Genomic DNA, 25202 nt, shown 5'->3' on the forward strand with positions numbered 1-25202 from the left:
CGAGAAGCGGGGGCACGCAGGCACAGCCGACCACCATATGAGGGCAGGGGGAATCCAAGAGCGCAAGGAACAACTATACGCCGGATGACGCGCCGTGTCCAGTCGGTCCTTGAAAACTTTCCGAACGTGCGGTATAAACCGCGCGGATACTGGACGGCGATCGCCGGAATGCCCACAATGATGCGCATGGGGGATGCCGCGGGCGGCCACGCGCCGCCGATCCGAACACCCGATCAGCGGTTGCGGATCTTCGTCTCGTCGACGCTGCGGGAGCTCGAGGATGAGCGACGCGCGGTCCGCGCGGCGATCGAGAGACTGCATCTGGCGCCGGTGATGTTCGAGTTGGGTGCGCGCCCGCATCCACCTCGCGATCTCTATCGCGCCTACCTCGCGCAGAGCGACGTCTTCGTCGGCATCTACGGTGAGCGGTACGGCTGGATCGCCCCCGGCGAGGAGATCTCCGGACTCGAGGACGAATACCGGCTCGCCCCGCACGCCATGCCCAGGCTGATCTACCTGCGATCCCCCGCGGATCGCGATGACCGCCTCGAGGAGCTCGTCGGCCGGATCCAGGCGGATGACACCACGTCGTACAAGACGTACGGATCGCCGGACGAACTGGCCGAGCTCGTCGAGGCCGACCTCGCCACGCTGCTGGCCGACCGCTTCGACGCCTCACGCGTCGGCGGATCCCCGACCACAGTCGAACCCCTGGCCTCGCGCATCCCTTCGCCGTACTCGCGACTGATCGGACGCGACGAGGACGTCGCAGCGATCCTCGATCTGCTGTCCAACCGCGATCGACGCCTCGTCACCCTGCTGGGCCCCGGTGGCATCGGCAAGAGCCGGCTGGCGATCGCCGTCGCCGGCGCCGCGGACGACCTGTTCCCGGACGGCACGGTCTTCGTGCCGTTGGAGAACGTGCTCGAAGCGGATCTGGTCCTGCCCTCGATCGGATACGCGCTGGGTGTGCGGGATGCCGGCGACCTGCCGCTCGAGGAACGCCTGGCGATCGCACTCGCCGGACGCCGGTTGCTGCTGGTGCTCGACAACTTCGAGCAGCTGATCGCCGCGGCGCCGGTTCTGGTGAGGCTGTACACCATCGCGCCAGACACTGCGTTCCTGGTCACGAGCCGGGTACTGCTGCGCATCCGTGGCGAGCAGGTGTTCGAGGTGCCTGCGCTCGCCACGCACGATCCGGCCTCGCCGGATTCAGTCGCGCGCGCCCGCGCATCCGCGGCCGTTGAGCTGTTCGTCGACAGAGCACGCGCGGTCAAGCCCGACTTCGAGCTCACCGACGCCAATGCAGCGGCGGTCGTCGGCATCTGCAAGGCCCTGCAGGGACTCCCCCTCGCGATCGAGCTCGCGGCCGCTCGCATGCGCGTGCTGAGCCCCACCAGCGTCCTGCAGCGCTTGGACAACCAGCTGCCGATGCTGGTGGACTCCTCTCGCGACCTGCCCGAGCGGCAGCGCACCCTGCGAACGACGATCGAATGGTCGACCGGGCTGTTGGCGTCCGACGAACGGATCGTGCTGCACGAGCTCGGGGTGTTCTCGCCGGGGTTCACGCTGGATTCCGTCGAAGCGTTCGCGGCGAAACGCGCGTGGGCGTTCGACGCTTTCGGCGCATTGGAGGTCCTCGTCGATTCGTCGCTGGTCGGCCAGAACGACCTCGACGGAGAGTCCTCCTTCTCGCTGCTCGCGACCGTGCGCGAGTTCGCCCTCGAACAGCTGTGCACCTCCGGTCAGGAGCCCGACGCCCGGCGCGCCCATGCCGATGTCTACGTCGAACTCGCCCAGCGAGAAGGCAGGGGGCTGGGCTTCGGCCAGCAGGTCGAGTCCGTGGCGCGACTCAATCTCGAGCGGGGGAACCTGCGCGCTGCCGTCCGTCATCTCGCCTCGATCGGCGACGTCGAGAGCGCGGCCGACATGGCCTGGCGGCTCTACCTGTACTGGTGGGTGGGCGGCTACCTGACCGAAGTCGCGGTCTGGATGGAGGAGCTGCTGGCGTCCAGGGCATCGACGGTGTCGCCGCGCACCGGGGCGATCGCCGCCTTCTACGTCGCGTGGCGCGACATGTGGCTGAAGCCCTCGCACGAGCTGACCAGGTCGCTTCGCGATGCCGCGGACGGCTTCGCCCGAGAGGGCGACGACCTGGGAGCGACGATGGCGGCCGCGACAGCCGGTCTTGCGGAGATCAACACCGCCGATCCCGATCTGCCGCAGGCGACCGGATGGCTGCGGCAGGGAGCGGAACGGTTCCGCGAACTGGGAGCCGGCTGGGGCGAGACCTTGGCCCTCGTCGCGCTGGGGCGCATCGACGCCCTGCTGGGCAACCTGGACGCGGCGGCAGTCGAGTTCGAACGAGGGGTGGCGGCCGCGACTGCCAGCGGTGACACGTTCGCCGCGACGGTGGCGACGCATCATCTGGCCCGGATGCGGTTGTTCCTCGGTCGCGTGGACGAGTCCGAGCGACTGTTCTCGGAGGCGATCGCCGGGTCGGTGATCCTGCGCCACGAGGAGGGCATCGCCTACGGGCTGGAAGGCCTCTGCGCGATCGCCGCCCTGCGCGGAGAGGCCGAGCGGGCGGGCGTCCTGGCGGGAGCGGCGGGAGCGATCCGCAAGCGGGCCGCGGTGTTCGACTCCCCGGCGTTCGTCTTCCACACGCGTTACCTCCAGGCGCTGTGCGATCAGGGCGCAGCCGATCGGATCCGCGAAGCGGAGATCCGCGGTGCGGATTACGGCGCACAGGAGGCGGCCGAATACGCGCTGGCCGCTGCCGGGGGGTCCCGGCGCGACAACCGGATGAAGGGCCCGGCCACTGGTGATGCCGCGGCATCCGCGCCATGATGTCGTCATGACTGGGGCCCAGAGGCCCGCGATCCGTACGCCTGACCAACGGATCCGGGTCTTCGTGAGCTCGACCCTGCGCGAGCTCGCCGACGAGCGACGTGCCGTGCGCACCGCGATCGAACGCATGCGACTGGCGCCCGTGATGTTCGAACTCGGTGCGCGCCCCCACCCGCCGCGCGATCTCTACCGGTCGTACCTCGCCCAGAGCGACATCTTCGTCGGCATCTACGCCGACAGCTACGGCTGGATCGCTCCCGACGAGCAGATCTCCGGGCTCGAGGACGAGTACAACCTCGCCCCGAGGTCGATGCCCAAGCTGATCTACATCAGGGCGAGCGAGCATCGCGACGAACGCTTGAGCGAGCTCATCGCCCGCATCCAGTCGGATGACACCGCGGCGTACCTGCGCTTCCGCGCCGCGGAGGATCTCGCCGATCAGGTCGCCGGTGACCTCGCCACCCTGCTCGCCGAGCGATTCGATCAATCCCGGATACGAGCGAGCGCACACGCCACGACCCCCATGACGGCGCGGGTGCCCGAGCCGTACACCGCGACGATCGGACGCGACGGCGAACTGGCCGAGATCCGAGCGCTGCTGGCCGGTGGCGACCACCGCGTGATCAGCCTGATCGGTCCGGGCGGGATCGGCAAGAGCCGCCTGGCGATCGAGGCCGCGCACGCGAACGCCGATGTGTTCCCGGATGGGGTGTACTTCGTGCCCCTCGAGGGCGTCCTGGAGCCCGGCCTGCTGCTGCCCACCGTGGCGTATGTCCTCGGCGTCCGCGACACCGGTGCGGGCACGCTCGAAGATCGCATCGGGCAGGCCATCGGCGACCGCCGCGTCCTCATCGTGCTCGACAACTTCGAGCAGATCGTCGACGAGGCGCCCGTCCTCGTGCGCCTGTATTCGATCGCGCCGAACGCCTGTTTCCTCGTCACGAGCCGTGTCGTGCTGCGTATCCGCGGCGAGCGCGTGTTCGAGGTGGAGACGCTCGATCTCGCCGCGGACGACGCACGACCGCCGCTCACGCGCGCGCGCGCGTCAGCGGCCTGCGTCCTGTTCGCCGAACGCGCGACCGCGTCCCAGCCGGACTTCGCCCTGAATGCCGAGAACGCCGCCGACGTCATCGAGATCTGTCGGCGCCTCGACGGCCTGCCGCTCGCGATCGAACTGGCCGCCGCTCGCGTTCGGCTGCTATCGCCGCACGACGTGCTCGAGCGCCTCCAGCGGACCCTCCCGCTGCTGTCATCCGCCGCGCGCGACCTCCCCGAGCGCCACCGGACGCTGCGCGCGACGATCGACTGGAGCGTCGGGCTCCTCAGGCCCGAGCAGCGCAGCATGCTGGAGGATCTCGGAGTCTTCGGCGCGCGGTTCACGCTCGAAGCCGTGGAGGCGGTCGGCGCGTCGCGCCCATGGGGCCCCGACGCGATCGAGACGCTCGCCGCCCTGATCGACGCGTCCCTCGTGCAGCGGGTCGAGGCGGGCGGACGATCGGTCTTCTCGCTCCTTGCGACCGTGCGAGAGTACGCCCTCGATGCACTCGAGTCCCGCGGCGACGCGGACGCGCTGAGGATGGCGCACGCGGACTACTACCTGGATCTCGTGCAGCGCATCGCGCCGCGGCTGCGGGGGGCAGGACAGATCGCGTCCGCGGCGGAACTGGGACTCGATCTTCCCAACCTGCGCGCAGCCGCTCGCCATCTGGTGATCACCGGGCGTCTGGATGACGCCGGGGACTTCGCGTGGACGATGCTGCCGTACTGGTGGATATCGGGCTACTTCGCGGACGTGAGTCTGTGGATGCAGGAGCTGCTCGCGACCGGATCGCCGATCACCGACCACACACGAGCGGTCGCAACCTTCTTCCCTCTCTGGGCGAATGTGTGGCAGCGCGCGGGCGACGAGGTGGTCGCGGCACTCGGCGAGTGCGTGCGGCTGTTCACGGCGAGTCAGGATGAGGACGCCGCGGCCATGGCGCTGGCCGCACAGGCGTCGACGCGGATGCAGTTTCCCGACGTCGACGTCACAGTGGCGCAGGAAGGACTCGTCGAGGCCGTTGCACGCCTCGCCGCGATCGGCGACTTCTGGGCCGAAGCGCTCGCGGAGGTGGCGCTCGGGCAGCTGGGCGTACTCTGCGGCGACATGGCCGCAGCGATGGCGCATTTCGAGCGCGCGGTGGAGATCGCCGACACCGCCGACGACGCGTTCACGCGAGTGGTGTCCGGGAACAACCGAGCGCGGCTGCGGTTCCTGCTGGGGGAACAGAAAGCCGCAGAAGAGGAGTTCCTCCTCACGCTGACGCTCTCGATCCGACTCCACTTCCTCGACGGCGCGACCTACGGGATCGAGGGTGCGTGCGCACTCGCGGCAACCCGCGGCGAGGCGTGGCGGGCCGGCGCGCTCGCCGCCGTCGCCGCCACGATCCGCGAGACCACGGGCGTCTTCGACATCGAGGGATTCGCGGTGCATCTGGCTCCGCTCGAGGCCCTGCGCATGGAGGACCCCGACGGCGTTGCGGCGGGTGAACGCGCCGGCCGTGAGATGGGGCTCGGCGAGGCCATCCGGCTTGTGCTGCCCGGACCGGAGGCGGATGCGCAGCTTCGCGATGCGGTGGCCGCATGGTGACCGGGCTGGACGCGCAATCGATGATCCGCACGCCGGATCAGCGACTGCGGGTGTTCGTGAGTTCCACGCTGCGCGAGCTCGCCGACGAGCGACGCGTCGTCCGAGCGGCGATCGAGCGGATGCAGCTGGCGGCGGTGATGTTCGAACTCGGTGCGCGCCCCCACCCGCCGCGCGATCTCTACCGGTCGTACCTCGCCCAGAGCGACATCTTCGTCGGCATCTACGCCGACAGCTACGGCTGGATCGCTCCCGACGAGCAGATCTCCGGGCTCGAGGACGAGTACAACCTCGCCCCGAGGTCGATGCCCAAGCTGATCTACATCAAGAAGAGCACCTCGCGCGAGGCGCGGCTGACCGAACTCATCGACCGGATCCGCGCCGATGACACCGCCGCCTACCTCCCGTTCGAGAATGCCGACGAGCTCGAGAACCAGGTCGGTGCCGACCTCGCGATTCTGCTTGCCGAGCGGTTCGACGACTCGCGCGTCGAACGCTGGACCGAGCAGGGAGAGGTCGCGAACTCGTTGATCGCCCGCGTGCCCGTACCATACACGACCACGGTCGGACGCGAGCGCGAGATCGGTGAAGTGACGGACCTGCTGGCGCGCGGGCACGACCGCGTCGTCAGCCTCATCGGGCCCGGCGGCATCGGCAAGAGCCGGCTGGCGATCGAGGTGGCGATCGCAAGCTCCGCCTCGTTCGCCGACGGCACGTACTTCGTCGGGCTGGAGAACACCCTCGAGCCCGACCTGCTCCTGCCGACCATCGCGTACGCGCTCGGTATCCGCGACAATGGCGAGGCGGCGCTCGAGGAACGCATCTCCCGTGCGCTCGAAGGGCGCCGCGTGCTGCTGGTGCTCGACAACTTCGAGCAGATCGTGGATGCCGCCCCCGTGCTGGTGCGCTTGTACACCGTCGCCCCGACCGCCAGCTTCCTGGTCACCAGTCGCATCGTGCTGCGCATCCGCGGCGAGCAGGTCTACGACGTGCGCGCCCTGTCGATCCCGGAGCCGGGTGCGCCCGGCACATTGGAGCGCGCACGCCAGTCCGCCGCGGTCGCACTGTTCGTCGACCGCGCGCAGGCCGCGAAACCCTCCTTCCAGCTGACCGAGGGCAACGCGGGCGCCGTCATGGATATCTGCCGGCGTCTGGAGGGCCTGCCGCTGGCGATCGAACTCGCCGCCGCGAAGCTGCGCATCCTGACCCCCGGCGCGATCGCCGAGCGACTGCAGCGCAGCCTTCCCCTGCTCACAGCGGCGGTGCGCGACCTGCCGGAGCGTCACCGCACCATGCGAGCGACACTTGACTGGAGCGTGGACCTCCTCGCGGGCGAGGACCGAGCGCTCCTGGAGGACCTCGGCGTCTTCGCCGAGAGGTTCACGCTGGATGCGGTCGAAGCGCTCGGGGTCGGACGGCCTTGGGACGGGCGCGCGATCGACGCCGTGACGGCACTGATCGATGCCTCCCTCGTCAAGCAGGCCGAGGTCGACGGCCGCCCGGTGCTGTCACTGCTGGCGATCGTGCGCGAGTACGCTCTCGGTCGGCTGAAAGAGCGCGGCGACGCCGACCGGATGCGCGCAGCGCACGCCGACTACTACACGGCGCTGGTGCGCCGCGAGGCGGGGCTGCTGCGCGGCAGCAGCCAGGCCTCGACCGCAGCCGCGCTCGGACTGGAGTTGGCCAACCTCCGAGCAGCGGTTCGTCACCTCGTGTACACCGATCGGCTGGACGATGCGGCCGATTTCGCGTGGGGTCTGCTCATCTACTGGTGGATCATGGGCCTCTTCGGCGGTGTGCGCGTCTGGATGCTGGAGCTGCTCGACAAGGAGCAGCCGATCCTGCCCCACTCGCGGGCGATCGCCTGGTTCTTCGCACTGTGGGGCGAGATGTGGCAGCACCCGTCGCCCGAGGTGGTCGCCGGGCTCGCCGAGTGCGTGCGGCTGTTCACCGAGAGCGGTGATGAGGATGCCGCCGCAATGGCCCTCGCGGCCCGCGCGACCGCGCGCGTCCAGCTCCCGTCGCCCGACCTCGACACGGGCGAGCGCGAGCTGAACGACGCCGTCGAGCGACTGCACCAGGTCGGCAACGGCTGGGGTGAGGCGATCACGCGCGTGTCGCTCGGTCGCGTCGCGTGGCTGCGCGGTTCGAGGCAGGACGCCCTGGCGCACTTCGAACGCGCCAGCGCGGTCGCTGAAGCCGGCGGGGACCTGTTCACGCGATCGGTCGCCGGCAACCAGATCGGGCGGCTGATGCTCGTCGGCGGACAGGTCGCCGAAGCCGAGGCGGTCTTCCGCCGAACCCTGCTCGACTCGGTGACGTTGCACCATGAAGAGGGGGTCGCGTACGGGCTGGAAGGGCTCTGCGCGATCGCCGCCGCGCACGGCCATGCCCGTCGTGCGGGTGCCCTATCGGCCGCTGCGGCGGCGATCCGGCACCGCATCGGCGTCTTCGATGTCGAGGCATTCACCGTTCACGCGCTGTCGCTGGACGCGGTCCGTCAGCGCGATCCCGACGCGGTGGCCGCCGGCGAGCGCGAAGGCGCCCAGCTGACGGTGGCCGAAGCGGTGGCCCTGGCCCTTCCCGAGGCGGAGCGCGAACTCGCGACGCGGGCCCTCGCGCACTGGTGACGCGTCAGGATGAGGTCAGGCTGTGGGACGGGCGTGACGGAACCGGATGCGGGTTCCCGGCCGTGCCTGCCCGAGCTGATCGAGGGAAGCATCCGACACCACGGCGATGACGGGATAGCCGCCGGTGACCGGGCCGTCCGCGAGGAGGATCGTGGGCCGGCCGCTCGGCGGCACCTGAAGGGCGCCGACGACCATCCCCTCGCTGGGGAGTTCTCGCGTGCGGGTTCGCGGGAGCTGTGGGCCGTCGAGACGCATGCCGACCCGGTCGGAATCGTTCGACGCGATCCACGTGCTCTCGAACAGCGTCCGCGATGCGGACGACTCGAACCAGTCCGCCCGCGGCCCACCTGCGAGCGCGAGTTCGATCTCGTCGTCCTGCGGTGCGCCCCACGGCACGAGCTGCGTCGCCGGGATCGGCCGCACGGCGTCACCCGACACGCCGATCGGCATGCCGGCAGTCAATCGTTCCGGGCCGAGACCGGCCATCACATCGGTCGACTTGGACCCCAGCACCGTCCGTGCATCGACCCCGCCCCGCAGCGCGAGGTACGCGCGAACGCCGTGTGCGAACCAGTCCACGTGCAGCACCTCGCCCGCGTGCCAGAGGTGTGCCTGGTAGGGGTCGACCTCGCGATCCGCAAGCCGGAGCGGCCCCCAGGCGCCGGCGATCGCGAACCAGACGTCGCGTTCGGCGACCGCCCGCAACCCGCCCATCGTCACCTCGATGGCGGCGGCGTTCTCGCGGTTGCCGAGCAGGCGATTGGCGATCCGCAGCGCGCCGCGGTCGAGAGCACCCGAGTTCGCGACCCCGAGCGAGGCGACGCCGGGGCGTCCGAGGTCCTGCACGGTGGCGCTCAGCCCGGGCTCGACGATCCGGATCCCCCGCACCGGCGCGGCTCCTGAGACTGAGACTTCATCTCCACCTCGAGACTGCGGGGGTTCCGCACCGTCTCGAGGTGGAGATGAGGGCCCGCCGGAAGGGGTAGGGGCGCGCGGTCGGAAGCGGACGGGCGTGCCGGGTGCCAGCAGGGAAGCGGATGCCGCGGCCGCGGCATCCGGATCGAACAGGCGTGCCGACGTGGTGCCGATCAGCCGCCACCCGCCCGGTGTCTCGCGCGGGTAGGCTCCGGTGAACCCCGCAGCAAGACCGACCGCGCCGGCCGGGACGCGGGTGCGCGGCGTGTCGAGGCGCGGCACATCGAAGCTCCAGTCCGGGCTCACGAGGTAGCCGAAGCCGGGGGCGAAGCCGGTGAAGGCCACGGTCCACTCCGCGGTGGAGTGACGGCGGACGAGCTCCTCGACCGGGATGCCGAGAAGCTCGGCCGTGTCGCACAGGTCAGGTCCGTCGTAGGCGATGTCGAGGTCGACGACCTGCTGATGCGCACGGCCGGACACCGGCGTGTCGAGGACTTCAGCGTTGCGCTGCACCCACGCCCGGGTGGCCGCGAGGGTGAGCGTGGTCGGATCGACGCGAATCAACACGGTGCGGGCGGCGGGGACGAGGTCGACGACCCCGTCGATGCGCGACGTCTCGAGCCGCGCATGCAGTGCGAGTACCGCGTCGAGGGAGCGGACCTCTGCCAGGAGCGCGCGCTCCCCCATCGGCAGGAGCCGCACGCCGTTCACCGCGGCGCCCGCACGTCGACGCCTTCAGCCCCGAGCGCCGCGCGCACCGCGCGGGCCATGGCGACGGCATCCGGGGAGTCGCCGTGGACGCAGAGCGACTCGGCATCGGCCCGCACGATCGTGCCGTCGATCGCCTCCACCTCGTGATGGAGTGCGAGGCGCACCGCACGGCCGGCGACCTGGTCGGGATCGTCCAGCACGGCGCGCGCCCGGCCGCGGGGTACGAGCGAACCGTCGGGGAGGTACGCGCGGTCGAGGAATGCCTCGCGCACGAAGCGCACACCCGCGGCGCGCGTCGCGCGCTCGATCTCGCCCGGCAGACCGAGCACCGCGATCGGATGACCGAGCCGGTCGGCGAGGGCGACGACGGCACGAGTGAGGACGGTCGCCTGCACCGGGTCGGTGGTGACCGAATGGTAGAGCGCGCCGTGCGGCTTGACGTACCGGATGTCCGCGCCCGCGTCGGTCAGGGCGCCGAGCTGCGCGGCGAGGGAGACCGACAGCTCCTGCATCGGAATGTCGATCGGCCGCCGGCCGAAGTTCGCCGGATCCGGGTAGGACGGGTGTGCGCCGATCCGGACGCCGAAGCGGTCGGCACGGGAGACCGCAGCCCGCATCGACCCCGCGTCGCCGGCGTGCCCGCCGCACGCGATGCTGGCGCTGGAGATCACGGCGAACATCGCCTCGTCGTCGGCCGTCGGCACGCCGTCGACGGTCTCGCCGAGGTCGGCGTTGAGGTCGATCCAGGCCATGCTCCACGGTATCGCCGCAGGGGGCGGTCGGAGCGCGTCACAATTCCTCCTCGGATCGCCGGCGTCGGCCCGGCGTCCGCGGAAACACGGGTGCGCCGCACCGCGCGCCACAACGCCAGGCGGAGTTATGACACGGGCGCCGCGCGCAGCGCAGGATCGGCCGGGCGCCCGCGCCTCGGACCCGCGGAATCCCGGGCACGCCGCCGGCACGCGGCGGGTCGGTCCTGCGTTCTGCAGTCGACGATGACCGCAGACGGGGCGGGGCGGGGCGGAAGTGCCACCGGGGTACCGTTGAGCCATGGCCCGCGCCCGGTTCGAAGCGGCCGCGCCGTCGGCGCGGCTCGCCGACGGCACCCTCGCGCACATCGTGCGCTCGGCGTACGCCGGCGGGTGGGAGCTCCAGGTCGACGGCACCCCGCAGTCGCACGTCGACCTCGATGACCCCACGCACCTGCACTTCGAATACGTCGCTCGCATGGGCGCGGTGATCGATCTGCTCCGGATGCCGGGTCAGCCCTTGACCGCGGTGCACCTCGGCGCCGGGGGACTCACCCTCCCCCGCTACATCGAGGCGACCCGCCCGGGCTCCCGCCAGCAGGTCGTGGAGCTGGAGCCCGCGCTGGTGGAGCTCGTGCGCGAGCACCTTCCGCTGCCGAAGGGCGCCTCGATCCGGATGCGGATCGGCGATGCCCGCGAGGGGCTCGGCCGCTTCCCGCCGGGTCTGCACGGCGCGGTCGACCTGCTCATCTCGGACGTGTACGCCGGCGCCCAGACCCCGGCGCATCTGACGACGGTGGAGTTCTACACCGCGGCATCCGCGCTCCTGGCCGATACCGGCGTGCTCCTGGTGAATGTCGCCGACGGCGCCGGGCTCGCCTTCGCGCGGCGCCAGGTCGCGACGGTGCGCGCGGTCTTCGAGCACGTGCTCGTGCTGGCCGAGGTGCAGGTGCTCAAGGGTCGCCGATTCGGCAATCTCGTGATCACGGCGTCGCACGCTCCGCTTCCGACCGACTGGCTGCCCCGCCTGATGGCGGCCGGACCCCACCCCGCCAAGGTCGCGCAGGGTGCGGAGCTGGACGAGTTCGTGCGCGGCGCGCGAGTGGCGACGGATGCCGATTCCACCCCGTCCCCGAAACCCGCCGGCTCGGTCTTCGAGCGCTGATTTCGAGTCTCCCGACGGCGGCGCGCGGCGAGTCCTCGGGGCGGTGCCGGGCAGCGCGTGCAGACTGGGAGAGCGAACCGGGTCGCGCGGAAGGAGTCGGCAGTGAGCTATATCCACGGGTACGACCCCGATACGCTGCGGGAGCAGATCGATCCCCGCCAGTGCAAGGACCGCCTCGACGAGATCGGCGAGCAGCGGAGCCTGCCGGCCCTTCTCGAGCGGGTCTGGCTGTTGAAGGTGCTCGGGAAGCTCGATGACTCGCTCGTGCTGTCGGAGCTGTCGGTGCGCGTCGCGCGCATGGCGGGCACCCGCAAGGACCTGCTGCGCGCTCGCATCCTGCACGCGTCGGTGCTGCAGATCCGTGGCGCATTCGCGGCCGCCGAGCAGGAGCTCACCACCTGCGCCTACGAGGCCGAGGGGCAGAACTGGAACGGGATCGCCGCGTTCGCCTATCAGCACCGCGGGAAGGTGTTCTTCGAATCCGGCGACTTCGTTTCAGCCCGCGCCGACTTCAAGCGTGCACTGTTCCTCCGCCAGGAGGCCGGCGCGACCGACGATCAGCTCGAGTCGACGCTCCTGGCCATCGACGCGGCCGACCGGCGCCGTTCGCGCTCTTCCGTCGCCAGCTGAACGGTGGTCGGCCCGTGCGGCATCGTGTCGTAGGTATGTTCTAGCATCCCTGCCATGTCGGAACTGCACCGCGTGCGCGTCTGGGCTGACGCGCTGATCGCCTCCCACCTCGATGACTCGTGGTCGTTCGGGTTCGACAACGCCAAGCGTCGCGCGGGGCTGTGCGATTACACGCACAAGCGCATCAGCGTCTCGCGCTACCTCACGGCCCGTTACGACGACGACACCAACCACCAGACACTGCTGCACGAGGTCGCGCACGCGATGGCGGGTGCATCGGCGGGGCACGGGGCGAAGTGGAAGGCGGTGGCGCGCGACATCGGCTATGTCGGCGGGACGACCCACCACGGCGAGACGGCGACCGAGCTCGCCCCGTGGATCGGTGTGTGCCCCGCCGGACACCTCGCGTACCGGCATCGCCGCGTGACCCGGCCGACCTCGTGCGCGAAGTGCGCGCCCCGGTTCGACGATCGGTTCGTCTTCACCTGGACGCGGCGCGAGATCAGTCCGAAGACCCGGCTCGCGGCGATGACGCCGAGGTAGCCGGGGGGCGGGCGGGCCGGCGTGTCGGGTCCGGAGTGGGCGCGTGGTCAGAACGGGCGGAAGAGACCCTCGCGCAGGACGGGGACCACGGATGCCGCATCCGCGGTCGCCGCGGCCAGCACCTCGTTGCGCAGCCCGGCCTCCGCGAGCTCGCGTCCCGAGCCGCTGGCCGTGACCAGGTGGGTCGCCGCGCGTCGCAGCGCACGGAACGACTCGCCCGCCACAGCTGCTTCCGGCGAGCTGTGGTCGATGCCGAGCTCGGCGAGCGCGTCGATCACCGCGCCGGCACCGAGCTGATCCTCGACGGCGAAGCGCACGTGGGCGTCAGGGTTGCGGTGGGCGTCGCCGCGGCCGGCGAGCTCGCCGCAGGCGATCACTGCGATGCTCGTGCGCGCACCGCGGCGGGCCTGCTCGGCGTAGATCGCCGCGCCCACGGCTCCGGCGTTGCGCAGCCCGCCGAGCAGCACCAGCGCGCCGCTTCGACCGGCCGCCTCGGCGAGCGGCGCGCCGTTGATCGAGATCTCGTGGGCCGCAGCATCCAGCGGGAAATCGGCACCGGACTCGAGCGCAACGGTCACCGTCGTCGAGAACCGCAGCACATCGACGATGACGACGACATCCGCCGGCGTGATGCGGACGAGGCCGTCCAGGCCCCAATCGAGGCGCACCTGATAGTCGGATTGCGAGAACGGATGCTGCTGCCCGGGCATCCCGCCAGCCTAGAGCCGCGCGGGTGCGAGACTGGGGAGATGCGCATCCTGCTGAAGCTCGTGGTCGACACCGATGCCGACGCCGCATGGCGCGCGCTGCACTCCCCCCGCGCGGTGGCGGAGCTGTACGGGCCGCTGATGGAGCTCGCGCCGCTCAGCCCGGAGGGCCTGCCGAGCGCATGGGAGCCGGGCAACGACGTCGCGGTCCAGCTGTCGATGGCCGGCGCCCTGCCGATGGGGCGTCAGCTCATCCACGTCAGCGAGCGGGTGACCAGCGACGCGTCCGGCACCGTGCGGATCTTCCGCGACAGCGGCATCCCATTGACCGGACCACTCGCGAGCCTGGACGTCTGGGACCACCAGATGGCGATCTCACCGGCGCCGGGGGATCCGACGAAGACGCTGTGGCGCGACCGACTGGTCATCGGCGGTCCGACCGCCGTCGCCCTGTGGCCGGTGCTGTGGTCGATCTGGCAGTGGCGGGCCGCCCGCATCCGCGCGCTGGCGCCGTCGTGGGCGCACGATCCCGCGCCCGCCCCCGCCGACTGACGCGTCACTCGGCGAGCGCCTCGACCGGTGCGACCCGCGTCGCCAGACGCGTCGGCACCACCGCGGCGATCAGCGTCAGCGCGGCGGTCGCCACCACGATCGCCACGACCGGCCACAACGGGACAGCGGGCCAGACGAACGTCGGTCCCGCCGGCAGCGCCGGATTGCCGGGAACCGCACCGAGCAGCGACTGCGCACCGGCCCACCCGTAGACGATGCCGAGCACCAGACCGGTCGCCGTGGCGGCGATCGTGATGTGCGCGGCCTCCAGCAGCACCATTCGCCGCACCTGGCCGTTGGAGACGCCGAGGGCGTGCAGGAGCCCGAGCTCGCGACGCCGCTGCACCACGCCGATCGTCAGCAGGTTGACCAGCCCCACACCCGCGATCACCGCCGAGACGGCGACGAGTCCCATCATGATGCCGGCGAACGAGTCCAGCACGGTCGCCATCTGGATCGGCAGCTGGCCGCCGGCCGCTGCGGTGAGCACCGCCTTCACCGACTCGATCGCCACGGCGAACATCGTCACGAGGGTCACGCCCATGACCACGCCGATCGCCATCCGGCTCGAGCGCTCCGGGTACCGCAGCGCGTTCTCGGCCGCGAGCCGTGCCGCCGCCGAGCTCCCGAACGCCCGGCCCACCAGGCGCAGGACGGGAGGCATGACCAGCGCCGCGCCCAGCGCAAGCCCGGTGAACGAGAAGATGCCGCCGACGAAGGCGACCAGCACCCCCAGCGGCGAGACGAGCCCGACGAGGATCCCGAGGGCAAGCAGCGCACCGCCGACTGCGAACAGCACGAGGGCGGTCACGTTGCGGCCGCTTCGCCCGGTGACGGAGGAGTGGGATGCCTCGACCGCACCGCCCAGCGCCTGCAGCGGAGTCACGGCGAGCACCCGCCGCGACCCCGCCCAGGCGGCCGCCCAGGTCGTCAGGGCGACGATTCCCGCCGGCAGCAGCAGGTCGGGGCGCACCAGTGCGAATGCGAGATCCTCGAAGCCCAGCATCCGTCCCGCGAGCCACACCCCACCAGCCGCCAGCGCCGTTGCGCCGACCAGCCCGAGGAACGCGCCGATCACCCCGACGACGAGCCCCTGGCGGGCGATCTCGGTGCGCTGCGAGCGCGCGGTCGCGCCGATCAGCCGCATCAGCGCGATGCGGCGGGTGCGGCCGGCGACGACGGTCGCGAAGGTGTTGGCCGTGACGATGGATGCCACGTACACGGCGACTCCGACCAGGATCAGCGTCAGGAAACCGAGCACGAACTCCAGCAGGCCGCTCTCGCCGAGCCACGGATCGGCGCGCAGCATCGCCCCGATGTAGGCGGTCGCCGTGATGAGGACCACCCCGAACGCGGTCGACATCGCCGCGACGAGCACGCTCGCACCCATCCCCCGCTCCCGCAGCCAGGAAAGGGGTGCGGATGCCGAGCCTCGGCGGATCTCCCCGGGAGCCGGCCGCGAGAGGACTGGCAGCGTCGCGGCGCTCACGAGCGCACCTCCGCCGCGACCGCCGGCGCGCCGCGCTCGGCGGCCAGCATGTACGCCGAGATCTCCTCGGCACTCTGCTTCGGCTTGTCGGCCACGATGCGGCCGTCGCCGAGGAAGATCACCCGGTCGGCGGCGCTGGCAGCGATCGGGTCGTGCGTGACCATCGCGATCGACTGACCGCGCTCGCGGCTGGCCGAGGCCAGACGACCCAGCACCTCCCGACCGCTGCGCGAATCGAGGTTGCCGGTCGGCTCGTCCGCGAAGACGAGATCGGGTGCTGTCGCGAGGGCCCGCGCGATGGCCACGCGCTGCTGCTGGCCGCCGCTCAGTTGATGCGGGCGGTGACCGAGGCGCGTCGCGAGCCCAAGCGAGTCGACGAGACCGTCGATCCGCGCACGCTCCAGGGCGCTCGGTCGGCGGCCGTCGAGGTCGAAGGGCAGCAGGATGTTGCCGATCGCATCAAGGGTGGGCACCAGGTTGAAGGCCTGGAAGACGAACCCGACGCGGCGGCGTCGCAGGAGGGTCAGTTCCAGATCCGACAGGGCGGTGATGTCGGTGTCGCCGATCCATGCCCGACCGCCCGTGGGGGTGTCGAGCCCCGCCATGATGTGCATGATCGTCGACTTGCCCGAGCCGGATGGACCCATGATCGCGGTGAACTCGCCGCGGCGGATGCCGAGGCTCACCGCGTCCAGCGCGCGGACGGCGCTGGGGCCCGTTCCGTATGTCTTCGTGAGGTTGTGCACCCGGGCGGCGAGCCCAAGGTCGGTCGATGTGAGTTCCATGTGTTCGACGCTACGAACCGCCCGCCGGGCCGTCGTCGGTCGCTCGGGCCATGCCTGTACATCGCAGGGATGATCTTCCGCGACACGGCGAAGGGCACTAGTCTCTGGCTCGGCCGGCGATGTGGGATCGCAGAGCCGCCGGCGTCTTTCGAAGGAGACACGATGCCTGCTACTCCCCTGCCCGCCAGCGGCGATGCCCCGCGGCCGGCGAAGATGTGCGATGCCAGCGGCATGGCGATGATCCACCGCTTCTTCCGCCGCGGTTTCGGTGAGGCGCCCGGCCTCGTTTGCGGCATCCGGCCCGGCGACGCCGGCCATGCCGAGGCGGTCGCGGTGCACCTGGACACCCTGTCGGTCGCGCTGCACGCGCACCACGAGGGGGAGGACGAACGGCTGTGGAGCACGCTGGACGAGCGCTCGCCGGCCTGCGGTCCGCACGTGGCCCGGATGAAGGAGCAGCATCAGGCGATGCTCGCGCCACTGAACGACCTTGATGCAGCACTGCCGACGTGGCGCACCACCGCCGGGGATCCCGCGGCGGTGCTCGCCGCGCTCGAGGGCATCAATGCGGCCCTGGCCGTTCACCTGCCCGACGAGGAGACGACGATCGTCCCGGTGATGGAGCACACCCTCACCCAGAAGGAGGTCGACTGGTTCAGCACGCACGGCCGTGCCGCGACGCCGAAGGGGCAGACCTGGAACATGCTCGGCGACATCATGGCGGCGCAGCCGGACGCGGGTACGGAGTTCCTGCACGAACTGCCGCCGCCGGCGCGGCTGCTGTGGAGGTGGAGCGGGAAGGGGAAGTACGAGCGAAACCGCGCGGTGCTGGAGGGCCGCTGAGCGCGCTCCCGGCCCTCAGGCCAGCCCGTGCTCGAAGGCGAAGACCACCAGCTGCACGCGGTCACGAAGACGCAGCTTGGTGAGGATCCGGCTGATGTGGGTCTTGACCGTCGCCTCCGACAGATACTCGCGGCCGGCGATCTCCGCGTTGCTGAGTCCCCTCGCGGCCAGGGCGAAGATCTCCTTCTCGCGGTCGGTCAGGGATCCGTACGCCGCCGGGATCGGCTGGGGCGCGGCATCCGTGAATCGCGCGAACAGCTCTCGAGTGGCCGATGCCGCGATCACGGCGGATCCGGAGTGGACCGTGCGTATCGCGGCGAGGAGGAACTCGGGATCCGCGTCCTTCAGGAGGAACCCGCTCGCACCCTGACGGATCGCGCGCGCGGCGGCCTCGTCGAGGTCGAAGGTGGTGAGCATCACCACCCGCGGACGCGCTCGCCCGTCCGGCACGTCGTCCTGGAGCAGTTCGGCGGTGGCGGCGAGGCCGTCCATTCCCGGCATCCGGATGTCCATCAGCACCACGTCGGGGCCACTCGCACGGACGACGTCGAGCGCCTGGCGTCCATCAGCGGCTTCGCCGACCACCTCCAGATCAGCCTGCGAGTCCAGGAGCATGCGGATGCCAGCGCGGAAGAGCGCCTGGTCGTCGACGATGACGACGCGGATCAGCCCGCTCACGAGGCCGCCACGATCGGGATGCTCGCCCGCACGGCGAACTCGCCGCCGTCGGCGCCGGCACGCAGGCTTCCGCCCGCCAGCTGCGCGCGCTCGGACATGCCGATCACGCCGTGCCCGGAACCCGGCGCGGCCGCGGTCGTCTTCAGTGGATTGCGCACGGACACCTCAACCCGGTCCGCCAGCCACGCAAGGCGCACATCCACCGGAGCACCGCCGTGCCGGAGGGCGTTGGTGAGGGCCTCCTGCAGGATCCGGTACACCGCGAGCTGCACGGCCGCCGGCGGCTCGCCAGGCGGGGCCGGGTCGATGTCGATCCGCAGGTCGGCGCCCGCGACGCGCACCTGCGCGTAGAGCTCCTCCAGATCGGCGAGGCCGGGCTGGGGACCCTCGGACTGGGAATGGCGCAGCTGGGTCAGCAGGAGTCGCACATCGGCCAGCGCCGAGCGCGCGGTGGTCGAGATCGTGCCCAGCGCCTCGGTCGCAGCGGACGGATCGTGTGCGGCGGCGTACCGGGCGCCGTCGGCCTGCGCGATCACGACGGCGAGCGAATGTGCGACGACGTCGTGCATGTCGCGGGCGATCCGCACCCGCTCCTGCTCGACGATCGCGTCCGCCTCGGCCAGCTCCTGCGCCTTGCGGTTCTCGCGGGCGCGCAGCGCGGTCCGCACGAGTGCGCCGACGGTCCATGAGAGCAGCAGCGCGAAGGCGGCCGCCACGAGGACGGCGAGCGCCAGTGGCATGGCGTTCCAGGTGAACTCCCCCGCGCCGATGGACGGGCGGGCGACGACCAGGTACACCGAGATGACCGCGCCGCCCACGAACGACGAGGCGAATCCCAGCCAGAACGCGAGCCGGTCGCCGTACGCCGCCGTCGTGTACAGGACGGCGAAGATCGCGAGGTTTGCGGGGATCGGCGGCACCCCGACCAGCATCTGCAGCGCGGCCCCGATCCACGCCAGGCCCAGCGCCTTGCCCGGCGCGAGGCGGCGCAGGCCCAGTGCCACCGCCATCGCGACGGTCGGGACGATGGCGTTGAGATCCTCCACCGGCCAGCCGTTCGGAGCGATGACGGCCAGGGCTGCGACGAAGCAGACGGCGGCGACCGACCAGTCGACGACCACCTGATAGGTCTTCAGCGGGCGGAACACGGGTTTCACGCTACGTGAGAGCGGATGCCGCGGCATCCGTCCTGCGATGTATCCGCCCTCCCCTCTTGCCCCGCATCGCGCGCAGGCTTTACGGTGCGGACACAGGCTGAAATCGATGGGAAATGTGCGACGACCAAGATCGGGAGTCAGGGCGTATCCCACCGGCACCCGAACCGGCGCCCACTCGACGAAGGCCTGAACTGGCTCATGCGAGGACGGATGGAGACCGATATGACGACGGTGCGAGCGGCGATCACACAGACCACGTGGACAGGCGACAAGGAGTCGATGCTCGACAAGCACGAGGAGTTCGCTCGGGATGCTGCGGCCCAGGGCGCCCAGGTGATCTGCTTCCAGGAGCTGTTCTACGGCCCGTATTTCGGGATCACCGAGGACAAGAAGTACTACCGCTACGCGGAACCCGCCGACGGCCCCATCGTGCAGCGCTTCGCGGCCCTCGCGAAGGAGCTGAACCTGGTGATGATCCTCCCGATCTACGAGGAGGATCTGACCGGTGTGTACTACAACACCGCGGTCGTCGTCGATGCGGACGGCACCATCCTCGGCAAGTACCGCAAGCACCACATCCCGCACCTGGACCGTTTCTGGGAGAAGTTCTACTTCCGGCCGGGCAACCTCGGCTATCCCGTCTTCGACACCGCCGTCGGGAAGATCGGCGTCTACATCTGCTACGACCGGCACTTCCCGGAGGGCTGGCGCGAGCTCGGCCTGAACGGCGCCCACGTCGTCTTCAACCCCAACGCCACCAAGCCGGGTCTGTCCAACCGCCTCTGGGAGGTCGAAGGACCGTGTGCCGCCGTGGCGAACGGGTACTTCGTGCTGCAGCCGAACCGCGTCGGCCGGGAGGACAACGAGTACGGCGAGCTCGCCGTCGACTTCTACGGCACCAGCCAGGTGATCGATCCGCGCGGCAACTTCGTCGGTGACCGCGGCTCGGGCACCGACGAGGAGGTGCTCATCCGCGACCTCGACCTGGACATGGTTCAGCAGATGCGCGACGACTGGCAGTTCTACCGGGACCGCCGGCCGGACTCCTACACGATGATCGCGAAGCCGTAGCGGGAGTAGGCACCTCATGGCAACCACACTCATCACCGGCGGCACCGTCGTCTCCTCGACCGGCCGCGGCCAGGCCGACGTCCTCATCGACGGCGAGACCATCGTCGCCGTGCTGCAGCCCGGCTCGCAGCTGCTCGGGACGGACGTCGCGGCATCCGTGGACACCGTCGTGGACGCGACCGGGAAGTACGTGATCCCAGGCGGGATCGACGCGCACACGCACATGGAGCTGCCCTTCGGCGGCACGAACGCCAGCGACACCTTCGAGACCGGCACCCGCGCCGCAGCGTGGGGCGGGACCACGTCGATCATCGACTTCGCAGTGCAGCGCTACGGCGAGCGCGTGCAGGACGGCCTTGCCGCATGGCACGAGAAGGCCGCCGGCAACTGCGCGATCGACTACGGCTTCCACCAGATCATCGGCGGCGTCGACGAGGACTCGCTCGCGGCGATGGACTCGCTGATCGACGAGGGGATCACGAGCTTCAAGCTGTTCATGGCGTACCCGGGCGTCTTCTACTCCGACGACGCGCAGATCCTGAAGGCGATGCAGAAATCCGCCGAGACCGGGCTGCTCACGATGATGCACGCCGAGAACGGCCCGGCCATCGACGTGCTCGCGGCACAGCTGGCCGAAGCGGGCAAGAAGGCGCCGTACTACCACGGCATCGCCCGCGCCTGGCAGATGGAGGAGGAGGCGACGCACCGCGCGATCATGCTCGCCAACCTCACCGGCGCTCCGCTGTACGTCGTCCACGTCAGCGCGAAGCAGGCCGTCGACCAGCTCGCCTGGGCCAGGGACCAGGGCTGGAACGTGTTCGGCGAGACCTGCCCGCAGTACCTGTACCTGTCGCTCGAGGACCAGCTCGGCGCGTTCAGCGAGGAGTGGGGTCAGTTCGAGGGCGCCAAGTGGGTGTGCTCCACACCGCTGCGCAGTCGCGGCGAGGGCCACCAGCACCACATGTGGAAGGCCCTGCGCACCAACGACATCCAGATGGTCTCCACCGACCACTGCCCGTTCTGCATGAAGGGCCAGAAGGAGCTCGGTCGCGACGACTTCCGCGCGATCCCGAACGGCATCGGATCTGTCGAGCACCGGATGGATCTGATGTACCAGGGCGTGGTGACGGGCCAGATCACCCTCGAGCGCTGGGTGGAGCTGACCTCCACGACCCCGGCGCGGATGTTCGGCCTCTACGGCCGCAAGGGCGTCATCCAGCCCGGCGCCGACGGCGATGTGGTCGTTTACGACCCGAACGGGCACACCTCGATCGGCTTCGGGGAGGGAAAGACCCACCACATGAACATGGACCACTCCGCGTGGGAGGGCTACGAGATCGACGGCCACGTCGACACCGTGATCTCCCGCGGCAAGGTCGTCGTCGACGGCGGGCAGTACCTCGGTTCCAAGGGCGACGGACGCTACCTCAAGCGCGGCCTGAGCCAGTACCTGATCTAGGGAGCACCATGGATTTCGGCGTCGTCCTGCAGACCAACCCGCCCGCTGCGCGCACCGTCCAGCTCTCGAAGCTGGCCGAGGCGCACGGCTTCAGCCACGTGTGGACATTCGATTCGCACCTGCTCTGGGAGGAGCCGTACGTGATCCACTCGGCGATCCTCGCCGAGACCAAGCGGGTCACCGTCGGTCCGTTCGTGACGAACCCCGCCACCCGGGACTGGACGGTGACGGCATCCGTCTTCGCCACCCTCAACGAGATGTACGGCAACCGCACGATCTGCGGCATCGGCCGCGGGGACTCGGCCGTCCGGGTGACCAACGGCAAACCGGTCACGATGAAGGAGCTCCGCGAGTCCATCCACGTGATCCGCGAGCTGGCGAACTCGCGCTCTGTCGAGTACAACGGGGCGACCCTGCAGTTCCCATGGAGCCACGGATCCGAGCTCGAGATGTGGGTGGCCGCCTACGGTCCTCTCGCCCTCAAGCTCACCGGCGAGGTGGGCGACGGATTCATCCTGCAGCTGGCCGACCTGGACGTGGCCGCCTGGATGATCAAGACCGTTCGGGATGCCGCGGCGAACGTCGGCCGGGACCCCGACTCCATCGCCTTCTGCGTCGCCGCGCCGATGTACATCGGCGATGACTGGGAGCACATGCGCGACCAGTGCCGCTGGTTCGGCGGCATGGTCGGCAACCACGTCGCCGACATCGTCTCGAAGTACGGCCACCACGCCGACGAGAGCGGTGTGCCCGCGGCGCTGACCGCGTACATCGAGGGGCGCGTCGGCTACGACTACAACTCGCACGGCAAGGCCGGCAACGACCACGTCGACTTCGTCCCCGATGAGATCGTCGACCGCTTCTGCATCCTGGGCACCGCCGAGGAGCACATCGCCAAGCTCGAGAAGCTGCGCGAGATCGGCGTCACGCAGTTCGCCGGCTACCTCCAGCACGACAACAAGGAGGAGACCCTCCGCGTGTACGGCGAGACGGTGATCCCCGCGTTGTCCGAGCACGTGCGGGCGAAGCGTTGACCGCACCCGCCGCCGGACGCCTGGCACGGTTCCGGCGCACCCGGGAGGCGCCGCAGCAGTGGGCCGCGGTCGCCTGGGGTGCGCTCGGGATCATCGCGGTGATGCTGATCTGGGAGCTGTACAAGTTCCTCGGGCCCGCCGAGGGCGTCGTCGTCGGCGCGGTGTCCGGCCAGACCGGCTCCGGCGTGATGATCCTGCCGCGCACCCACGACCGGGCCATGCCGCACATCTGGGACATGGCAGCGCGCCTGTTCGAGTCCACCAGCGGGGGAAGCACGCCGCCCCTGTGGGTCTCCGTCGCCTCGGCAGCGCTGCTCACGCTGGGTATCGCCGCCGTCGGCTGGCTCATCGGCGTCGTCGTCGGGGCGTTCTTCGGCCTGATCATGCAGCGGTGGCGGATCGTGGAATGGGGCCTGCTGCCGTGGATCGTGGTGAGCCAGATCGTGCCCCTCATCGCCTTCGCCCCGGTGGTCAACGCGATCGGCAGTCAGATCTCGCGCGGTGGCGCGCCATGGCCGCAGTGGCTCTCGGTCGCCATCATCGCTTCGTACCTGGCGTTCTTCCCCGTCGCGATCGGCGTGCTCCGGGGCCTGAACGCACCGGATCGTATCCACGTCGATCTCCTGCAGACCTACGCCGCGGGGTACTGGCCGACGATCCTGCGCCTGCGACTGCCCGCTGCGGTTCCGTATCTGCTGCCGGCCCTCCGCCTCGCGGCCGCGAATGCAGTACTCGGCGCGGTCGTCGCAGAGGTGTCGATCGGGATGCGGGGCGGGATCGGTCGGATGCTGATCCAGCTCGCCGGCCAGGCATCCAGCGACCCGGCCGCCCCGTGGGGGCCGACCTTCGGTTCGATCGCGCTCGGACTGATCGCGGCCGGATCGGTCGCGCTCATCGCCCTCGGGCTCAAGAAGTACCGCAGAGGAGAAGCGACCGCATGATGGCCCAGAACGATCCTTCGACGAGCTCAGCAGCCGTCGCAGACGCGGGGACCGCGGCGCTGGCGGTCTCCGCGAGCGGCGTGGGCAAGGTCTTCCCGACCAAGGGCGGCGACGTCCTCGCGCTCACCGAGGTCGAGCTCGAGGTGCGCGCCGGCGAGTTCGTGTCGCTGATCGGACCGTCCGGCTGCGGCAAATCGACCCTGCTGCGCCTGATCGCCGACCTCGATCAGACCAGCAGCGGCGAGCTGCGGATCTTCGGCAAGCCGGCCCGTCAGGCGCGCGTCGACCAGGACTACGGGATCGCCTTCCAGCAGGCAGGGCTCCTGCCCTGGCGCACCGTCGCGGCCAACATCGCGCTCCCCCTCGAGCTGCAGGGCACGGGACGCGCGGCACGGGCGGCCCGGGTGGCGGAGCTGGCGGAACTGGTCGGACTCACCGACTTCGTCGATCGATATCCGGATCAGCTGTCCGGCGGCATGCAGCAGCGCGTCGCGATCGCGCGATCCCTGGCCACACAGCCTCGGCTGCTGCTGATGGACGAGCCGTTCGGCGCACTCGACGAGATGACCCGCGAGCACCTGCAGCTCGAACTCGCCCGCATCGCCGTGGAGACGGAGGCAGCCGTCGTGTTCGTCACGCACTCGATCCCGGAGGCGGTCTTCCTCTCGGATCGCGTGGTGGTGATGAGCCCGCGACCTGGGCGCATCACCGATGTCATTCCGATCGAGCTCGGCACCGAACGCGGGGAGGCGCTGCGCGAGTCGCCGCAGTACTTCGCACGCGTCACGGCGGTGCGCGAAGCGCTGCACGGAACGCCTGTGGAACGGGCGAACGAGCGATGACCGCCTCGACGGTGACGACCCTGCGCCAGGCGCACGGACCGAACACCCGAGCGCCGCGCGCGCTGCCGTCGTGGCTCCGGTTCGTCGCGCCGGTCGTGGTCGGCGTCCTCATCTTCGCGCTGTGGTCCGTCTGGGTCGCCACCGGGTCGGCACCGCGCATGCTGCCGGCGCCCGCAGCCATCGGCGCCGAGTTCGTCCTGCGCTGGGACATCATCTCCAAGGGCATGCTGATCACGGCGACCAACGCGCTCGTCGGTCTGCTCGTGGGATCGATCCTCGCGGTCATCCTGGCCTCTCTGGCCGCCGCGGCGCGGCCGATCGACGGCATGCTCGCGCCGCTCGTCGCCGCGCTGGCCGTCATCCCGATCGTGGCGATCACCCCGATCCTCAACACGATGTTCGGTGCGTCCAGCCAGTTCGGCAGACAGGCGGTCGCGACGATCGCCGCGTTCATCCCGGTGTTCGTCAACGTGCTCCGCGGATTCCGCCAGACCCGCCCCGTGCACCGGGATCTGCTCCGCGCCTCCGCGGCCACCCGCGGCCAGACCTTCCGCCTGCTCACGCTGCCCACCGCCCTGCCCTACCTGATGACGGGCCTGCGCATCGCGGCATCCCTCGCGGTGATCGCCGCTCTCGTGGCCGAGTACTTCGGGGGACCCGCCGACGGCATCGGCACGGCGATCGCCACCTACGCGAAATCGGGGCGCGCCGCGCTCGCCTGGGCGTACGTCGTGGGCGGCATCCTGATCGGCCTCGTCTTCTTCCTCGTGACCACGCTGCTCGAGCGCCTCGTCACCAGGCACACGTCGGTCTGACCGGCCCGCA

At 70.5% G+C, this 25202-nt stretch carries 21 protein-coding genes; 14 read left to right on the top strand and 7 right to left on the bottom strand.

From position 1 onward, the window contains the following. Positions 1-84 precede the first annotated feature (84 nt). From BLT19_RS00380 to BLT19_RS00390, 3 genes are all read left to right on the top strand, one after another. Entirely contained in the window at positions 85-2850 is a 2766-nt protein-coding gene (locus BLT19_RS00380; protein ID WP_091484886.1) for an ATP-binding protein, read from the top strand. Positions 2851-2914: 64 nt separating this feature from the next. Next, the gene (locus BLT19_RS00385; RefSeq protein ID WP_172825564.1) at positions 2915-5479 is read left to right on the top strand and encodes an ATP-binding protein; all 2565 of its coding nucleotides are present in this window, start codon (positions 2915-2917) and stop codon (positions 5477-5479) included. Then, complete coding sequence (locus BLT19_RS00390) at positions 5473-8106, top strand: DUF4062 domain-containing protein (protein WP_091484892.1); 2634 nt, start codon at positions 5473-5475, stop codon at positions 8104-8106. Before BLT19_RS00385 ends, BLT19_RS00390 begins: the two co-directional genes overlap by 7 nt. A gap of 15 nt (positions 8107-8121) precedes the next feature. Here the strand turns inward: BLT19_RS00390 and BLT19_RS00395 are convergent, their stop codons facing one another. Then, entirely contained in the window at positions 8122-9732 is a 1611-nt protein-coding gene (locus BLT19_RS00395) for a 5-oxoprolinase subunit B/C family protein (protein WP_231917716.1), read from the bottom strand. Then, entirely contained in the window at positions 9729-10484 is a 756-nt protein-coding gene (locus tag BLT19_RS00400) for a 5-oxoprolinase subunit PxpA (RefSeq protein WP_091484894.1), read from the bottom strand. The genes BLT19_RS00395 and BLT19_RS00400 overlap by 4 nt, the downstream gene beginning before the upstream one ends. Before the next feature lie 298 nt (positions 10485-10782). On the opposite strand from BLT19_RS00400, the gene BLT19_RS00405 reads away from it, so the two are divergent. The 3 genes from BLT19_RS00405 (at position 10783) to BLT19_RS00415 (ending at position 12819) form a co-directional block, all read left to right on the top strand. Beyond that, complete coding sequence (locus BLT19_RS00405) at positions 10783-11646, top strand: spermidine synthase (RefSeq protein ID WP_091484896.1); 864 nt, start codon at positions 10783-10785, stop codon at positions 11644-11646. Between the two features lie 102 nt (positions 11647-11748). Further along, the gene (locus BLT19_RS00410) at positions 11749-12276 is read left to right on the top strand and encodes a hypothetical protein (protein ID WP_091484899.1); all 528 of its coding nucleotides are present in this window, start codon (positions 11749-11751) and stop codon (positions 12274-12276) included. A 54-nt stretch (positions 12277-12330) separates the two neighbouring features. Continuing rightward, complete coding sequence (locus BLT19_RS00415; protein WP_091484902.1) at positions 12331-12819, top strand: SprT-like domain-containing protein; 489 nt, start codon at positions 12331-12333, stop codon at positions 12817-12819. Positions 12820-12866: 47 nt separating this feature from the next. On the opposite strand, the gene BLT19_RS00420 is transcribed toward BLT19_RS00415, so the two are convergent. Continuing rightward, entirely contained in the window at positions 12867-13529 is a 663-nt protein-coding gene (locus BLT19_RS00420) for a 2-phosphosulfolactate phosphatase (protein ID WP_091484905.1), read from the bottom strand. Positions 13530-13568: 39 nt separating this feature from the next. Here BLT19_RS00420 and BLT19_RS00425 point away from each other — a divergent pair, with 39 nt between their 5' ends. Further along, positions 13569-14078, top strand: coding sequence for a hypothetical protein (locus BLT19_RS00425; protein WP_091484908.1), 510 nt, complete (start codon positions 13569-13571; stop codon positions 14076-14078). Positions 14079-14082: 4 nt separating this feature from the next. Here BLT19_RS00425 and BLT19_RS00430 read toward each other — a convergent pair whose 3' ends face one another. Beyond that, positions 14083-15468: an ABC transporter permease gene (locus BLT19_RS00430; RefSeq protein ID WP_091484910.1), complete on the bottom strand. Its 1386-nt coding sequence runs from the start codon at positions 15466-15468 to the stop codon at positions 14083-14085. A gap of 95 nt (positions 15469-15563) precedes the next feature. Then, complete coding sequence (locus BLT19_RS00435) at positions 15564-16352, bottom strand: ABC transporter ATP-binding protein (RefSeq protein ID WP_091484913.1); 789 nt, start codon at positions 16350-16352, stop codon at positions 15564-15566. Positions 16353-16421: 69 nt separating this feature from the next. Between BLT19_RS00435 and BLT19_RS00440 the strand changes: the two genes are divergently transcribed. Next, positions 16422-17195, top strand: coding sequence for a hemerythrin domain-containing protein (locus tag BLT19_RS00440; protein WP_231917717.1), 774 nt, complete (start codon positions 16422-16424; stop codon positions 17193-17195). A gap of 15 nt (positions 17196-17210) precedes the next feature. On the opposite strand, the gene BLT19_RS00445 is transcribed toward BLT19_RS00440, so the two are convergent. Further along, positions 17211-17864: a response regulator gene (locus tag BLT19_RS00445; protein ID WP_172825663.1), complete on the bottom strand. Its 654-nt coding sequence runs from the start codon at positions 17862-17864 to the stop codon at positions 17211-17213. A gap of 5 nt (positions 17865-17869) precedes the next feature. Next, positions 17870-19021, bottom strand: coding sequence for a sensor histidine kinase (locus BLT19_RS00450; protein ID WP_091492984.1), 1152 nt, complete (start codon positions 19019-19021; stop codon positions 17870-17872). Between the two features lie 231 nt (positions 19022-19252). Here BLT19_RS00450 and BLT19_RS00455 point away from each other — a divergent pair, with 231 nt between their 5' ends. The 6 genes from BLT19_RS00455 to BLT19_RS00480 are packed head-to-tail and all read left to right on the top strand — an operon-like array spanning position 19253 to position 25192. After that, complete coding sequence (locus tag BLT19_RS00455; protein ID WP_091492987.1) at positions 19253-20101, top strand: nitrilase-related carbon-nitrogen hydrolase; 849 nt, start codon at positions 19253-19255, stop codon at positions 20099-20101. A gap of 16 nt (positions 20102-20117) precedes the next feature. Continuing rightward, positions 20118-21560, top strand: a complete 1443-nt coding sequence (hydA, locus tag BLT19_RS00460) for a dihydropyrimidinase (RefSeq protein ID WP_091484921.1) — start codon at positions 20118-20120, stop codon at positions 21558-21560. A gap of 8 nt (positions 21561-21568) precedes the next feature. After that, entirely contained in the window at positions 21569-22594 is a 1026-nt protein-coding gene (locus BLT19_RS00465) for a TIGR03842 family LLM class F420-dependent oxidoreductase (protein WP_091484923.1), read from the top strand. Then, positions 22591-23535 carry an ABC transporter permease gene (locus tag BLT19_RS00470; protein WP_231917718.1) on the top strand — a complete coding sequence of 315 codons (945 nt, stop codon included), beginning with the start codon at positions 22591-22593 and terminating at the stop codon, positions 23533-23535. The genes BLT19_RS00465 and BLT19_RS00470 overlap by 4 nt, the downstream gene beginning before the upstream one ends. Beyond that, positions 23532-24377: an ABC transporter ATP-binding protein gene (locus tag BLT19_RS00475; RefSeq protein WP_091484926.1), complete on the top strand. Its 846-nt coding sequence runs from the start codon at positions 23532-23534 to the stop codon at positions 24375-24377. Before BLT19_RS00470 ends, BLT19_RS00475 begins: the two co-directional genes overlap by 4 nt. Further along, positions 24374-25192, top strand: coding sequence for an ABC transporter permease (locus BLT19_RS00480; RefSeq protein WP_091484929.1), 819 nt, complete (start codon positions 24374-24376; stop codon positions 25190-25192). Before BLT19_RS00475 ends, BLT19_RS00480 begins: the two co-directional genes overlap by 4 nt. Positions 25193-25202: the final 10 nt, after the last annotated feature.

The sequence above is a fragment of the Microbacterium pygmaeum genome, assembly GCF_900100885.1.
GTDB lineage: Bacteria > Actinomycetota > Actinomycetes > Actinomycetales > Microbacteriaceae > Microbacterium > Microbacterium pygmaeum.